We start from the raw sequence: 14,800 nt of genomic DNA, 5'->3' as shown, positions 1-14,800 counted from the left end.
GTTATGCCCGGCTCCAGTTGGCCCTGCCGCACTCCGGCCAGCCCAGGGCGGACCCCGTTGGTGCAGCGTGCACGGCTGAACCGCGCGCCAATCACCGCGTAACCACCTCACCGACAGATCGAAACCGAAGGGGAAAGAATGCGAATCGAAGCGATCAACCACACGCACACCGGCAGCGCGGTCGCGCTAGGTGACGAGGAGAAGGACAAGTTGCCCGGGCAACCGTGGACTCCGCAGCCTCCGTCGCCGGACGGTGGCAGCCCACAGGGCGATGGGAAGCACCGCAAGTGACCGACACCGACCGCCCCGGCGAGCAGCTGGGGCGGTACCTCCTCGATCGCGGTGACATGACGTCGGACTGGGCCGTGCCCTTCGCCGCCGTGCCGCGTGCGGCGTTCCTGCCCGAACGGATGTGGGTCTGGGACATAGAGACGCAGGCAACCGAACTCCACGACCGACGCGCCGACTTGGCGGCCTGGACTCGTGCCGCCCACCGCGACGCTCCGATCGTCACGCAATGGGACGACGGCCGGCACACCGGGCCTGCGGCCGGGAAACTCGCCACCAGTTCGGCGTCCATGCCCTCCGTGGTGCTGAGCATGCTCCGGGACCTCGACGTCGTGGACGGCGCGCGCGTACTGGAGATCGGCACCGGGACGGGCTGGAACGCCGGGCTCCTGTGTGCCCGTCTCGGCGACGCGAACGTCGTCACCGTCGAGGTCGACGCCCAGGTGGCCGCCACCGCGCGCACCGCGCTGGGCAGGGCCGGATGGCGGCCGGAAGTGATCTGCGGCGACGGTGCGGCGGGACACCGCGACCGCGCCCCGTTCGACCGCGTGATCGCCACAGCGGGCGTGCGGCGCGTGCCGTACGCGTGGGTGGAGCAGACCCGGCCCGGCGGGGTCGTCCTCGCTCCCTGGGGCACCCACTACAGCAACCAGGAGGCCCTGGTCCGCCTGACGGTGAGCGAGGACGGCACGGCGTCGGGTCCGTTCCTGCGGGCGGTCGAGTTCATGACGCTGCGCGGCCAGCGTCTCGACTGGGAACGGTTCTCCGGCCACGTCCCGGACCACTACGAGTCGATTCCCGCCGTCCGCGGGACCGACGCCACGCTTGGTGAACTGGCAGGCCTCGCGCAGCGGTTCGCGTGCGGGCTGCGGATGCCACGCTGCGCCCAAGTCGTCAACGGGCACCGCGTCTGGCTCTTCGACATGGACTCGACGTCCTGGACCCTGGCGGAGTTTCCGGAGGAGGGCGCGCCGCTGGTACGGCAGTCGGGGTCGCGTCGTCTGTGGGACGAGGTGCTGGGCGTCCTCGACTGGTGGGAACGGGAGGGCTCTCCGGAGCCGCATCACTTCGGACTCACCGTCACCCCCGACGGCCAGTCGGCCTGGCTCGGGGACGCCGCCGACGCCTGGACCGTCTGACCGCTCCGGCGATCACTTGTCACACCCTTGTCTCCGGCAACAACCCAGAGTTGACAATCCCTTGTCGCCGACAAGGGCGTGACAAGCGATTCACGGGGCAAGGCATCCGGGGCGACGAGGAGCGCGATCACGGGGCCGACGTCTCAGGCGCCCGGCCGATCGGCGCCGCGTCGAGCGCCTGACGGGCGTCACACGTTCGCCCAAGCCGAAGGCCCCCATCACGCACGCGGACGTGGCGGGGGCCTTCGGACGGGGTCGAGTCAGCGCGTCAGCGGATGTTCACCGGGCCGTCGTCGTCGGAACCGCCGTCCTCCGGGCGGGTCTTGGCCGTGCCCAGGTAGCGCTGGAGTTGCGCGCCAGGGGCCGGGGAGGACGAGGCGCCGTCCGCGCCGCTGAGGTTGCGGCGGACGGAGTCCAGGATCGTCAGGCCCTGGCCGACCAGGCCCGCCGCGATCTCGCCCAGGCCGTCCGCGCCGTTGAGGACGTTGACGTTCGCGCCGGCCAGGCCCGCCGACGCCTCCTTGACGATCTGCGGCAGCTGGTCGATCAGCATGCGGTCGAGCGCCACGCGGTCGTGCGAGGCGGCGGCCTCCGCCTGGATCTTCATCCGCTCCGCCTCGGCCATCGCCAGCACCCGGATGCGCTCGGCCTCCGCCTGCGCGGGCTTGACCACCTCGGCCACCAGCTCCTGCTGCCGCAACTGGGCCGCGCGCTCGGCCAGTTCGGTCTGCGCCGCCAGCACCTCCTGCTGGGCGTGCGCCTGCGCCAGCGGTCCCGCCTGGGCGGCCTGCGCCTGCGCGCGGTCGACCTCGGCGTTGTACTGCGCCTGCACGATCGCGGTCTGCCGGGCGTACTCGGCCTGGTTGCGGGCCGCCTCCTGCTGCGCCTCCACCGACTGCTGGGTGGCCTGCGCCTGCGCGATCTGCGCCTGCCGCTGGATGGCCGCCTTGTGCGGGGCGGACATCGCGTCGATGTAGCCGGTGGCGCCGTCGTCGATGGACTGGATCTGCAACGAGTCCACGATCAGGCCGATCTTGGCCATCTCCGACTTGGACGTCTCCAGCACCTCGGTGGCGAGCTTCTGCCGTTCGGTGACGATCTCCTCGACCGTCATCGAGCCGATGATCGCGCGCAGGTGACCCGCGAAGATGCGGCCGGTCAGGATCGACATCTGGTCCTGGTCGGACAGGAAGCGCTGACCGGCGTTGACGATGCTCTCGTTGTCGTTGCCGACCTTGAACGCGATCACGGCCTTCACCGTCAGCGCGATGCCCTGCTTGGTCACGCACTTCTCGGAGACCTCCGCCTCGCACATCGCGAGGGTGAGGAAGCGGACCTTGCGGAACACGGGGAGGACGAACTTGCCGTGCCCCGTCACCACCCGGAACGGAGCACCCCCCTGGCCCCGCCTGCCCCCCGAGATCAGCATCGCCTCGTCAGGGGCGGGAACGCGGTAACCGAACATCCTTCGTCTCCTCAACCAGCGTCGCCGGTGTCACCGGCCAACGCGTCCAACGGATCGGCCCATTCGATGACGTCGACCTGGCGGGTGCCCCGGGACTCGACCACCAGGACGTTCGCTCCCTTGGGCAGCGGCTCCGCGGACCAGGCGAGGAACGCCTCCGATCCGCCCCGGACCCGCACCAGCACCTCACCGGGCCCGGCGGCCCCGCGGGTGCCGACGAGCAGCACCCCCGCGCAACCGACCACAGCCTCGTCCGACGCCATCGACGGCCATCCCCCATCGTTCCTGGTCCTGGATTCGACCTTAGCGCTACGCGCGTCCGCCGCCCATGGCGACGGGGTCACGAGTCGAGCGCCGTTGCGTCGCGGTACGGAACGGTCCCCGGGGCGAGGTACGGAACGGCAGCGCCGGACGCCGTGCGGCACGCCGCCTCAGCCGTGCCCGAGACCGATCTCGTACGCGATCTCCAGCCGCAGGTCCGGCACCGTGATGTCGGCCGTCTCCACCGGGCGGCCGTCCGTCGCGTAGTACGTGCGCTCGATGTGCAGCAACAGGTCACCGGGGGTGATGCCGAGCAACGCGGCCTCCGTCGCGGTGGCCCGCGCGGGGCGGGGGATCTCCACCGCCCGGGCGATCTCCACGCCGATGCTGCGCATCCGCGCCACCACGCCCTTGCCCTTCATCGGGCCGAGTTCCGGCAGCACGATGGGCGTGGCGCCGGTGAGCCCCATCGGCTCCCAGCTCACCGACAGGTGCACCGGCTGGTGGTCGGCGACGAACTCGTAGCGCGTCCGTACGCACGGGTCGCCCTCCGCGACCTTGAGCCTGCGCGCGATGTCCGCCGGGGCCGGGACGCGCGCGTCGCTGTGCACCTCCCAGGCCGCGCCGGGGCCCGGGCCGCCCTCGCCGCGGGTCCGCACCATCCGGTGGCGCTCGCGCGGTTCGCGCACGTACGTGCCGGAGCCCGCCCGGCCCTCCAGCAGGCCTTCGACGATGAGCAGGTCGACCGCGCGCTGCGTCACGTTCCGTCCGACGCCGTACTCCTCGGCGAGGCGGGCGCGTGACGGCAGGCGTTCGCCGGTGGCCCACTCCCCGCCCCTGACCCGGGCGCGCAGGGCCTCGGCGACTTCGAGGTAGGGGGCCTCGCGTGCCATCCGCCGTCTCCCGACTGCCGTGTGCCGTCTACCGGTTGGTGCGCTCTTGGGTGCCTTTGCTCCGTTGACAAAGCTACTGCATCAGGTACAAGCTGCTTAAGCAGCATTACGATGCGTGATCACCGACCGTCTCACCTGGGGACATGCGTGCGTTCACCCGAAGCCCGCGCCCGCGAGGTCGCCGCACTGCTGGCGGCCGCGACCGGCACCGAGGCATGCACCACCTCGACCCCGGACGCCATCCGGGTCGAGGTCGACGTCCCCGACGAGATCCCGGAGCCGCTGCACACCGCCCTGGTCGACGCCCTGCGTCGCGCCGACCGCTACGGACACGCGCGCACGACGGACACGGCGGTGGCGTGGGCGGAGATCACGCGCACCGGCAACGAAGACGATCACGACGACCAAGACGATCACGACGACAGCCACGACCACCCGTCCCAGCCCCAGGAGGGAACGCCATGAGGATCGAGATCCGGCCGCACGCGGACGGCGGCGACGGCGGCGACAGCCTCCCCGGCCAGCCCTGGCAGCCCCCGCAGGAACCGCCGAGCCCGGACGGCGGCAGCCCCGAGGGGGACGGGAAGCACCGCAAGTGACCCTGCGCGACACGGCGCGAGCGCGGCCCACCCGGCAGGAGCTGGGCCGCGCCCTGCGCGCCTCGGGCGCCCTGGGCCAGGAGTGGGTGCCCGCCTTCGAGGCGGTCGACCGGGCCGCGTTCCTGCCCGACGTGATGTGGCCGTACGACATGGCGACCGGCGCCAGCACCACGGTGGACCGGCGCGCCGACCCGGACGCCTGGTACGCCCACGCCGACCGCGACGTGCCGATCACCACGCAGTGGGACGACGGCGCGCACGAAGGACCGGCGCCGGGAAGGGTCGCCACCTCGTCGTCGTCCATGCCCTCCGTCGTCTTCCGGATGCTGGACGACCTCGCGCCGGCCGACGGCATGCGGGTGCTGGAGATCGGCACAGGGACGGGCTGGACGGCGGGCCTGATGGCGTACCGCCTGGGCGGCCGTGGCGTGACGAGCGTAGAAGTGGACGCCGCCGTGGCGGACCGCGCCCGCACCGCCCTGCGCTCCCTCGACCTGACCCCCCAAGTCCTCACCGCCGACGGCCTGTTGGGCCACCCCGCCGCCGCCCCCTACGACCGCACCATCGCGACCTGCGGCATGCGCCGCATCCCGTACGCGTGGATCGAGCAGACCGCGCCCGGCGGGCTGGTCGTCGCACCGTGGGGGACGGCCTACGCCAACCGCGACACGGTCGTCGTGCTCACCGTCGCGCCCGACGGCCGCTCCGCGAGCGGGCGTTTCCGGCGGGCGGTGGAGTTCATGAAGGCGCGCAGCCAGCGCACGACGCGGCCGCCGCACGCGGCGTACCTGCCGGACGGCTTCCCCGGCGGCGCGACGGCCACCACGACGACGCTCACCGCGGACGACGGATTCGCCGACCGCTTCGGGGCGTTCGCGTTCGCGGCGGGACTGCGGGTACCGCGGTGCGCGTGGGCGGCGGACGAACGGGACGGGGACCACAGCGTGTGGTGGTACGGCCTGGACGGCGACCGTTCCTGGGCGGCGGTGCTGTTCAGGGGCGGCGCGAAGGAGGCCACCGTCCACCAGTCGGGCCCGCGCAGGCTGTGGGACGAGGTGGCGGCGGCCTGGCAGTGGTGGGACGCGGCAGGCCGCCCGGATCCGGACCGCTTCGGCCTGACGGTGACCCGCGAGGGCGAGTGGGCCTGGCTGGACGCCGCGGAGGGGGAACGCTGGCGGGTGTAGGCGGCGCTCAACTCGCGCCGGAGGAACGGCTCGCGCCGGAGGGACGGCTCGCCTCGGACGCCTGGAACGCCCCGGACGACAGCCCCCCGTGCAGCAGCGCGGTCAACGTGTCCACGATCTCGTCGTCCGAGGCGTCCGGCCCGCCCTCCCCCGCCGCCGTCATCGCCGCGTAGCCGAACATCGACAGCATCGCGCCCATCGCGGCGGCGACCAGCCGCGGTTCACCCGGCAGGGTGTGGCCGCGCTCGCGCATGTACTCCAAGTGGGCCCGCAAGTCGCCGGTCTCCTCGACGAGTTCGCGCCAGGCGCGGCCCGAACCGGGCGGGTCGGCCAGCGCGGACTGCGTGAGGGCCACGACGACCGGCAGGTGGTCGCGGTAGACCTGCCAGAAGACCGCCACGTGGGCCCGCAGTTGGGCGCGGTCGGAGAGGTCGTGCTCGCGCGGATGTCCTTGCGGGCGCGGCTCGTTGGCGCCGATCGCCTCGTCGGCCTGCGCGTCCAGGTCCCGCATCAGCGCCTGGAGCAGGTCGTCCTTGCCGGTGAAGTGCTCGTAGAAGGAACCGGTGGAGCGGCCCGCGGCGCGGGTGATGTCGGTGATCTTCGTGTTGAGGAAGCCGCGCTCCACGAAGAGCCGACGCGCCGCCTCCTTGAGCGCCGCCTCGGTCCCGGCCGCCCGCTCCTTGCGCACTCCCACCGGGCGCTCCCCTTCTCGCTGGTCGTTCCCCACTCGCCGCCGGACGTCCCGCCCGCTTGACGTCTTCCTATCACTCCGCAAAACTGAACGAGAGTTCAGTGAATCATTGTTCAGTGAGTGTCGACCGGGGGAGTGTGTCGTGCGAGCGATCGTCATCGGCGGCGGGATCGCCGGAACCACCTGCGCCATCGCCTTGCGCCGCATCGGTGCGGAGGTCACCGTCCACGAGGCGTACGCCGACGCGGCCGGGGAGGTCGGCTCGTTCCTCAGCCTGGCCTCCAACGGCCTGCGCGCGCTGGACGCCCTCGACTGCGGCGACGCCGTGCGGGCGGCCGGCTTCCCGGTGCCCGACCTGCGCCTGTGTTCCGCCTCGGGCAAGGTGCTGGGCCAGGTCCCGCGCGGCAGGCGGGCGTCCGACCCGTCGCCGAGCGTCACCGTGATGCGCGGCAGGCTGGTCGAGACGCTGCGCGAGCGGGCGTCGCACGCCGGGGCCCGGATCGGGACGGGCCGCAGGCTGACCGGCCTGGACCAGGAGGCGGACCGCGTGCGGGCTCGTTTCGCGGACGGGACGACCGACGAGGCGGACCTGCTGGTCGGCGCGGACGGCCTGTGGTCGGTGACCCGCGGCGCGCTGGACGGCCGGGCACCGAGGCCGCGCTACTGCGGGCTGTACACCGTCTCCGGGATCTCCGGCGCCCGGTCCGCGCGGTCGGCCCCCGGCGGGCTCGAACCGGGCGTCTTCACCATGACGTTCGGCCGCCGCGGCGCGTTCCTCGACGTGCCCGCGCCGGACGGCACGGTGTGGTGGTCGGCCCAGGTCGCCGCCCCGGAGCCGCCTGCCGCACGGTCCCGACTACCGGAAGTGTTGCGGGAGTTGTACGCCGGCGAGGACCGCGCGTCGGCGATCCTGCGGGACGCGGTACGGGTGGACCGCCCGACGCCCATGCACACCCTCGCCGACGTCCCCGTGCGGTACGGCGACCGGGTCGTGCTGGTCGGCGACGCGCTGCACCCCGTCGGCGCGGGCCAGGGCGCCGGGATGGCGGTCGAGGACGCGGTGGTGCTGGCCCGGGCCCTGGCCCGTGGCGGCGCGGACAGCCCGCGCGAGGCGCTGGCCGCGTACGACCGGGAGCGCCGTCCGCGCCTGCTGCGGATGGCCAAGGCGGCAGGCGGCAACCGCGACGCGAAGTCCGGCGGCCCGCTGCGCCGCCGCGTCCAGGACCTCGTCATGCCGCTGGCCCTGCGCCACTTCCACGCCCGCGCGACCGACTGGCTCTACACGTACGACGTGGGCACGGTTCCATCGGCGACGGCCTTCTCCGCACGGCTCGACGGAACAGCATGAGGCCCGGCCCCCCGCGGTCAAGGCCGGGCCTCAATCGCTGCTGCTGGCAGGTCAGTTGAGAGCCAGCACCGCGCTGTCATCCTTCGGGTTCGGGTCGAACGGCGGGCGCCATCCGGCCTGCGGGCTCCAGTCCATCGCCACCGAACCCTTGGCACCGGTGATGACCTGGTCGACGCGGAGGGTCAGGGAGAAGTTCCAGACGTGCCCGGCCGGGACCAGGTAGTCCGTACCGCACTCGTACGGTCCGTGCGCGGTGACCGTCGGGTCGCCCTCGGTGTACGGCTGGCAGGCGGCGGACGATCCCACGATCGTCGTTCCCGGCGGCGGCGTCACCTTGACCCCGAAGCCCTCGCCGCTGCGGTCGTAGATCGTGGCCGGACCGTGGTCGACCATGCTGAACGACAGCTTGACCGTGGATCCCTGCGCGGCCTTCGCGCTCGCGCCGGTGACCGCGAAGTCGGCAGTGTTGACCGCCTGGAGGCTGGTGATGCGGTAGTCGCCGTGCGAACCGGCCTCCGCGAGCTGGACGGTGGAGGGCGGCGCCGAGGTGGTGTGCCCCGCGGTGATCACCTTGAGGCCCAGCGCCTTGCCCGTGCCCTGCTTCCAGGTCCGGCCGCCGGTCAGCCAGCTCTGCGACGGGTCGCCTTGCGGAGCGACGACGGTGTCCAGGTAGGTGTAGTACGCGGTGCTCTCCACCTTCAGCTTGACCTGGTCGGCCAGCTCAGCGGTCTCACCGACACGGAAGGTGCCGGGGAAGGTGCACAGCGCCGCCTCGAACACCTGCCCTGAGGCGGCCGAGTAATGGCAGTTGGAGTACCGCTGGGCGAACTCCAGCCCCGGCGAGAGGACGAGGCCCACCTCGGTGGCGGTGGCCGGCCGGTCGCCGAGGTTGGTGAAGCGGATGGGCTCGCTGACCGTGCTGCCGACCTTGAGGCCGGTGTGGTTCGCCGGCTGGGTCTCGTCGAACGCCGCGCCGCCTGCCTGCACCGTCCCGGTGGCACCGGTGATCTTCGCGGTGTCCGCCGTACCGGAGACGGTGTAGGTGGCGGAGGCGCCCGGCTTGACGCCCTTGCGCGGGCCCAGACTCATCTGCGTGACGGTCCCCAGCCCCATCGTGGGCGTCAGGCCGCTCTCGAAGAACATCTCCGAGCAGCTGGCCACGTAGTCGTGCACCGTGCAGTTGTCGGAGAAGGTGACGGTGGCGATCTTCGCCACCTTCCGCGCGTCGATGGTCAGCGTCGCCTGGGCGTTGAGGCTGCTCGCGGTGGTGGTGAGGTCGAGGGACGGCTGCACCGCCTGCTGGAACGCCACCGAGGAGGTCGTGGGCACCGCCACCGGTAGCGGAGTGTGGACGGTGATCACGGGCTCGGCCGGAGCGGTCGCGGCAGCGGCGGGCGTGACGCCGGTCAGTGCGCAGGCCGCAGAGGCGGCCACGGCCACGCCGAGCGCGGCGGCACGGCGTGCCGGATTCGGTCTCATACGGGTTGATCCCCCCAGGTGCGAATGAGCGTGTGGGCGCGTCCGGGCGGGAGTCCGGCCGCCGGCGCCGCCTTCACAGCAAGTACGCCGGGAACACTAAAGATTCACACATACGTTTGTCTGCATGGTTTCGGGACCGGACGCGGGTCTTTCCCGATTCATTGCCTGAAACGAGAGGTCGCCGGGGGCGGGTTCACGTTCCCGGCAGGACCAGTGACTGCTCGCTGCCCAAGGTGGCCGGAGTGGTGTCCTGGAAGAGGCTGGCCGAGCCGTCCGGCCAGCGGGTGAGGATGTCGTCGGCGGAGGTGTCGGCCGTGTACGCGCCGACCGTCGTCGCCGCGGCGGACTTCCAGCGGGCGTTGGGGTTGAGCAGGCGGTGTTGGGGTCCCAGGCCGGACTGCGAGGTGGCCGGGTAGACGTCGACCTCGCCGTCCACCCAGCGCACGGTCACGTCCCAGTCCGCGTTCGCGGCGCCGAAGCGGCCGGCCGTCACCGACGTCGCGGACCTCCACGTGGCGTTGGCGGCGAGCAACTGGTGCCTGGTTCCGAGGGTGTTGGCGCCGACACCGGTGTAGACGTCGACCTCGCCGCTGGCCCAGCGCACCAGCAGGTCGGTGACGTAACTGCCCGCGTGGAACCGGCCACCGGCGATCTGCGCGGCGTTCTTCCACACCGGCCCCGGCTTCGCCAGCACGGTCTCGTGGCCGAGGCCCGACGAGCCGACGTCGGGGAAGAGGCCGAGGTGACCGTCGGCCCAGCGCACCATCAGGTCGTACTGGTCGTTGCCCGCGAAGTCGCCGGACGTGATGGTGACCGCCTGCTTCCACGTGGCGTTGGGCGCCATGAGCTGCTTCTCCGGCAGGAAGCCGCCGTTGCCGTCGCCGGGGTAGAGGGTGACCTCGCCGTCGTCCCACACCACGACCAGGTCGCCGTGGTGGTCGCCGGTGAAGTCGCCGGACGCCAGCAGCTTGGCGTGCTTCCACAGCGCCGCGCCGCCGGGCAGCTTCGGCGGGAGACCGGTGTACGGGGGCAGCGGCGTGGGCGGCTGCTGCGTTCCCGCGACCGCGCGGGCCAGCAGCGCGGCGGCGTCGGAACCGAAGTACGTGCCGTAGCTGATGTAGTCGACGTCGCTGTCGTTACCGCCACCGTTGTAGCCGCCGAGGTCGCCGATGACGTGGCCGGAGGTCGCGCCGTCCGCGTAGTCGGTGATCCACGGGCTGCCGGAGACACCGCCGTAGTAGCCGCCGCAGGTCATCGACATCTGCCGGAAGCCGGGCAACTGGGTCGTCGGCACCGTGCACTTGATGGCCGACCCGTTCGGGTTGTGCCCGTAGCCGGGGTAGCCGACGACGGTCACCTGCGGGTTGTCGTACGTGGTGGGCTCGGTGAACGTCAGCCCGCCGCCGACCGCGTCCTGAACCTGCTGCCCGTTCTGGTTGGGCGCCAGCGTCGCGAACGCCGTGTCCAGGTCGGAGGTGGGGCCCTTGGTGGTGTGCGAGCCCGGGTCGGGGGTGTAGCGCGGGTCGATGTAGACCTGCTGCACGGGGAAGATGCCGTACGGCTGCTTGTCGGGCGCCGCGCCCATCACGAAGTCCGGCACGAAGACGTAGTTGGCGTGGATGCCCAGGCCGCAGTGGGCGGCGGTGAGGATGACGTCGCGCACCGGGGTGTCGATGACGCTGCCGGTGCAGGTCCAGTCGGTGCCGGTGGGGCCGTCGGAGCCGAAGAACGTGCCGACCAGGGGCGTGCCCTTGAAGAACGTCCCCTGCGGGACGCCCGCGCCCTTCGGCGTCATCGGCCGCATGCCGCCGGTCCGCGCGTCCAGCGGGCGGGCGTTCGCCATCCGCTGCGCCGTCCAGTACGAGGCGGCGGCGCGCGCCTTGGCCCCGGGGTCGGCGGCGGGGGCGTGGTGGACGGAAGCGGAGGCTCCGGAGGTGTGGTGGGCCGCAGGCGCGGCGGACGCCTGCGCCCCGGTGAGCCCGAGTACCGCCGCACAGACGGCGGCCAGCACCGCCGGACGCGACGAACGTCGCGAGTACCGCGAAGACAAAAGAGTGTTCCCCCCAAGCGATGAAACGATCCGCGCGGGCAGCCCCGCGCCGTCACATACGCCTGTCTCGCTCGTGGTGTTCAACCAGCGGAGGCGGTCCCTCCGCCGGAGACCGGCGGGACATCAGCGGCACAACGGCATCACACCGACATCGCACAGCCACGGAACAGGCAAATGTGATCGCCGGATTGTCGCACAAGGAAGTAGAGTGCCCAGGCTCGAACACTCTCTTCACACGCCGGACACGTTCTCCGCGTAGTCGTGGAGCACCACGCGCGCACGGGTGGGGTGCCTCACGCCGCGCCGTCCTCGTCGAAGACAGTCGCACCGTCCTTTTCAGAACCGTCCTTTTCAGAACAGAAGGGCACTTACTTGCGCTCGACCGAAAGTCCCACGGGGGGACCCGGCGGCAGACGCGGACGGCGGGTGGCCTCGGTCGCGACCGCCGCGCTGTCCACCGCCGCGCTCGTCTCCGGCGGCCTGCTCGCAGCGACCCCGTCGCTCGCCGCCGCCCCGGCCGCGCACAACCCGGCCACCGCCGCGCACACCACGGCCCCCGCCGCGCACAAGGCGGCCTCGACCGCGCACACCGCGGCCACCCGCGCCTCGGCCCCGGCCGCGACGCACTCCACCCCGGTCACGCACTCCGCCGTGGCCGTCAAGCACCTGTGCGCGCAGCCGACGAAGCCGGGCGAGATGGCCTGCCTCGCCGAAGCGCGCACCGACGTCGTCCAGCGGATGAGCGTCGCGCCCAACGCCACGCCGTCCGGCTACGGCCCCGCCGATCTGCGCAGCGCCTACAACCTGCCGTCCGGCAGCGCCGGCGCGGGGCAGACCGTGGCGATCGTGGACGCCCAGGACGACCCCAACGCCGAGGCCGACCTCGCCGCGTACCGCGCGCAGTACGGTCTGCCCGCGTGCACCACCGCCAACGGCTGCTTCCACAAGGTCGACCAGAACGGCGGCACCGACTACCCGGTCGCGGACGCCGGCTGGGCCGGTGAGATCTCCCTCGACCTCGACATGGTCAGCGCCACCTGCCCGCAGTGCAGCATCCTGCTGGTCGAGGCGAACTCCCCGTCGATGGACGACCTGGGCACCGCGGTCGACCGCGCCGTGACCATGGGCGCCAAGTACGTCTCCAACTCCTACGGCGGCTACGAGGACCCCAGCGAGGTCAAGTCCGACCTGGCGTACTTCGACCACCCGGGCGTGGCCATCACCGCCAGCGCGGGTGACGACGCGTACGGCGCGCAGTACCCGGCCGCCTCCCCGTTCGTCACCTCCGTGGGCGGCACGGCGCTCAGCCACGCCACCAACTCCCGGGGCTGGAGCGAGTCGGTGTGGTCGACCAGCGCCGCCGAGGGCACCGGCTCCGGCTGCTCGGCCGACGAGGCCAAGCCGTCCTGGCAGAAGGACACCGGCTGCTCGCACCGCACCATCTCGGACGTCTCCGCCGTCGCCGACCCGGCCACCGGCGTCGCCGTCTACGACAGCTACCAGGCCTCCGGCTGGGACGTCTACGGCGGCACCAGCGCCTCGTCGCCGATCATCGCCTCGGTCTACGCGCTGGCGGGCGCCCCCGCGGCCGGCACCGTCCCGGCGTCGTACCCGTACGCGGACACCGCGGCCCTCAACGACGTCACCACCGGCTCCAACGGCTCCTGCTCGCCCGGCTACCTGTGCACCGCGGGCACCGGCTACGACGGCCCGACCGGCCTCGGCACGCCGAACGGCACCGCCGCCTTCACCGCCCCGGCGGGCAACGGCACCACCCTGGCGTCCGGCCAGGAGCTGCTGGCGGGCCAGAGCCTGAGCAACGCCGCGATGACGCTGACCATGCAGACCGACGGCAACCTCGTCGCGTACCTGAAGACCGGCGCCAGCGGCAACGGCCCGGCGGTGTGGTCCAGCCACACCAACGGCAACGCGGGCGCGTACGCGATCATGCAGATGGACGGCAACTTCGTCGTCTACAAGAAGGGCGGCGGCCCGGCCACCGGCGGCGCCCTGTGGTCCAGCGGCACCTACGGCCACGGCGGCGCGTACGCCTCGCTCCAGTCGGACGGCAACCTCGTCGTCTACAAGGGCAGCAGCGCCCTGTGGTCGAGCGGCACCTGGCGCCGCTCGCAGACCATCGCCTCCAACACCAAGATGACCGCCGGCTGGTGGACGCAGAGCACCACCACCCGCCTGGTCATGCAGGCGGACGGCAACCTGGTGCTGTACCGCGACAGTGACGGCGTGGCGCTGTGGTCGGCCAAGTCCAACGGCAACGCGGGCGCGTACGCGTACATGCAGAGCGACGGCAACTTCGTCGTCTACAAGTCCACCGGTGCCCCCGGCAAGGGCGGCGCGCTGTGGTCCAGCGGCACCTACGGCAACTCCGGTGCGTACGCGGTCGCCCAGAACGACGGCAACCTCGTCGTCTACAAGAAGGGCGGCAGCGCCACCGCGGGCGGCCAGCTGTGGACCACCGGCACCTCCGGCAAGGTCTGACCGAAGGTCCGAAGGTCCGAAGGACTGAAGGTCCGGCCGACCGGGGCTGACCGAAGGCCCCTGAAGCACCCCAGCCCGCCCCGCCCGGCCTCAACCGCCGGGCGGGGCGGGCGTTTTCACGCCGTGACGCCGTGACACGGAAGGGCCGGGAGCCCGGCGGCGCGGCCGTGCGTCATCATGGCGGCCACCAGATCGTTGGCGGACGAGCGGAGGCCGGAGATGGGCCAGCCCTACGGCGGCTACCAGGACGAGATCTACCTCAACGGGCTGGCCGGGATCGTGCCGCGCCACCCGCTCACCTTCGAGGGCCTGGAGGCCGGGGCGCGGGCCGCGTTGCCGCCCTCGGTGTGGTCGTACGTGGCGGGCGGCGCGGGCGACGAGCACACCCAGCGCGCCAACGCGGCGGCCTTCACCCGCTGGGGCCTGATGCCGCGGATGTTCGTCGGGGCGGCCCAACGCGACCTGTCCGTCGAGCTGTTCGGCATGCGGTTGCCGTCGCCGGTGTTCATGGCGCCGATCGGTGTGATCGGGCTGTGCGCGCAGGACGGGCACGGCGACCTGGCGACCGCCGACGCCGCCGCCCGCACCGGCGTGCCGATGGTCGCCTCGACGCTGTCCGCCGATCCGCTGGAGGACGTGGCGGCGCGCTTCGGGGACACCCCCGGCTTCTTCCAGCTCTACACGCCCACCGACCGGGCGCTGGCCGAGAGCCTGGTGCACCGGGCGGAACGCGCCGGGTTCCGCGGCATCGTGGTCACCCTCGACACCTGGATCACCGGCTGGCGTCCGCGCGACCTGGCGACCGCCAACTTCCCGCAGCTACGCGGGCAACGCTTCAACAGAAGCAAGTACTGTCTTGCCTGGTCAGGGGCCTCACAAGTCACCAGAGACGTGCTGCGGCCCC

General features: G+C 72.5%; 12 protein-coding genes and 1 pseudogene. 7 read left to right on the top strand and 6 right to left on the bottom strand.

Annotation, left to right across the window (positions count from 1 at the left end; genetic code table 11):
- Nucleotides 1–287 precede the first annotated feature (287 nt).
- Nucleotides 288–1,427, top strand: a complete 1,140-nt coding sequence (locus tag K7472_RS18970; RefSeq protein WP_308013983.1) for a methyltransferase domain-containing protein — start codon at nucleotides 288–290, stop codon at nucleotides 1,425–1,427.
- A 268-nt stretch (nucleotides 1,428–1,695) separates the two neighbouring features.
- Here K7472_RS18970 and K7472_RS18965 read toward each other — a convergent pair whose 3' ends face one another.
- From K7472_RS18965 to K7472_RS18955, 3 genes are all read right to left on the bottom strand, one after another.
- Nucleotides 1,696–2,892, bottom strand: a complete 1,197-nt coding sequence (locus K7472_RS18965; protein ID WP_222979609.1) for an SPFH domain-containing protein — start codon at nucleotides 2,890–2,892, stop codon at nucleotides 1,696–1,698.
- Between the two features lie 11 nt (nucleotides 2,893–2,903).
- Complete coding sequence (locus K7472_RS18960; RefSeq protein ID WP_222979607.1) at nucleotides 2,904–3,155, bottom strand: NfeD C-terminal domain-containing protein; 252 nt, start codon at nucleotides 3,153–3,155, stop codon at nucleotides 2,904–2,906.
- A 168-nt stretch (nucleotides 3,156–3,323) separates the two neighbouring features.
- Complete coding sequence (locus K7472_RS18955; protein WP_222979605.1) at nucleotides 3,324–4,046, bottom strand: GntR family transcriptional regulator; 723 nt, start codon at nucleotides 4,044–4,046, stop codon at nucleotides 3,324–3,326.
- Nucleotides 4,047–4,193: 147 nt separating this feature from the next.
- Between K7472_RS18955 and K7472_RS18950 the strand changes: the two genes are divergently transcribed.
- The 3 genes from K7472_RS18950 to K7472_RS18940 are packed head-to-tail and all read left to right on the top strand — an operon-like array spanning nucleotide 4,194 to nucleotide 5,829.
- Entirely contained in the window at nucleotides 4,194–4,511 is a 318-nt protein-coding gene (locus K7472_RS18950) for a hypothetical protein (RefSeq protein WP_222979603.1), read from the top strand.
- Complete coding sequence (locus K7472_RS18945; RefSeq protein ID WP_222979601.1) at nucleotides 4,508–4,645, top strand: hypothetical protein; 138 nt, start codon at nucleotides 4,508–4,510, stop codon at nucleotides 4,643–4,645. The genes K7472_RS18950 and K7472_RS18945 overlap by 4 nt, the downstream gene beginning before the upstream one ends.
- The gene (locus K7472_RS18940) at nucleotides 4,642–5,829 is read left to right on the top strand and encodes a methyltransferase domain-containing protein (protein WP_308013982.1); all 1,188 of its coding nucleotides are present in this window, start codon (nucleotides 4,642–4,644) and stop codon (nucleotides 5,827–5,829) included. The genes K7472_RS18945 and K7472_RS18940 overlap by 4 nt, the downstream gene beginning before the upstream one ends.
- 7 nt (nucleotides 5,830–5,836) lie before the next feature.
- Here the strand turns inward: K7472_RS18940 and K7472_RS18935 are convergent, their stop codons facing one another.
- Nucleotides 5,837–6,523 (bottom strand): TetR/AcrR family transcriptional regulator, encoded by a 687-nt coding sequence (locus K7472_RS18935; protein WP_308013981.1) that lies wholly within the window; start codon nucleotides 6,521–6,523, stop codon nucleotides 5,837–5,839.
- A 139-nt stretch (nucleotides 6,524–6,662) separates the two neighbouring features.
- Here K7472_RS18935 and K7472_RS18930 point away from each other — a divergent pair, with 139 nt between their 5' ends.
- Nucleotides 6,663–7,868, top strand: coding sequence for an FAD-dependent monooxygenase (locus tag K7472_RS18930; RefSeq protein WP_222979597.1), 1,206 nt, complete (start codon nucleotides 6,663–6,665; stop codon nucleotides 7,866–7,868).
- 51 nt (nucleotides 7,869–7,919) lie between these two features.
- Here K7472_RS18930 and K7472_RS18925 read toward each other — a convergent pair whose 3' ends face one another.
- Together K7472_RS18925 and K7472_RS18920 are read right to left on the bottom strand one after the other, a co-directional pair.
- Entirely contained in the window at nucleotides 7,920–9,347 is a 1,428-nt protein-coding gene (locus K7472_RS18925; RefSeq protein ID WP_222979595.1) for a hypothetical protein, read from the bottom strand.
- Between the two features lie 193 nt (nucleotides 9,348–9,540).
- On the bottom strand, nucleotides 9,541–11,358 hold the full coding sequence (locus K7472_RS18920) for a trypsin-like serine peptidase (RefSeq protein WP_308013980.1): 1,818 nt from the start codon (nucleotides 11,356–11,358) through the stop codon (nucleotides 9,541–9,543).
- A 465-nt stretch (nucleotides 11,359–11,823) separates the two neighbouring features.
- Between K7472_RS18920 and K7472_RS32745 the strand changes: the two genes are divergently transcribed.
- Nucleotides 11,824–13,896 carry a hypothetical protein gene (locus tag K7472_RS32745; protein ID WP_308013979.1) on the top strand — a complete coding sequence of 691 codons (2,073 nt, stop codon included), beginning with the start codon at nucleotides 11,824–11,826 and terminating at the stop codon, nucleotides 13,894–13,896.
- 219 nt (nucleotides 13,897–14,115) lie between these two features.
- Nucleotides 14,116–14,757, top strand: a pseudogene (locus K7472_RS18910) (alpha-hydroxy-acid oxidizing protein); the annotation flags it as partial.
- Between the last annotated feature and the right edge of the window lie 43 nt (nucleotides 14,758–14,800).

The organism is Streptantibioticus parmotrematis, from assembly GCF_019890615.1.
GTDB lineage: Bacteria > Actinomycetota > Actinomycetes > Streptomycetales > Streptomycetaceae > Streptantibioticus_D > Streptantibioticus_D parmotrematis.
The sequence above is the reverse complement of the archived record's forward strand: the minus strand, read 5'-3'. Positions and strand labels throughout refer to the sequence as shown.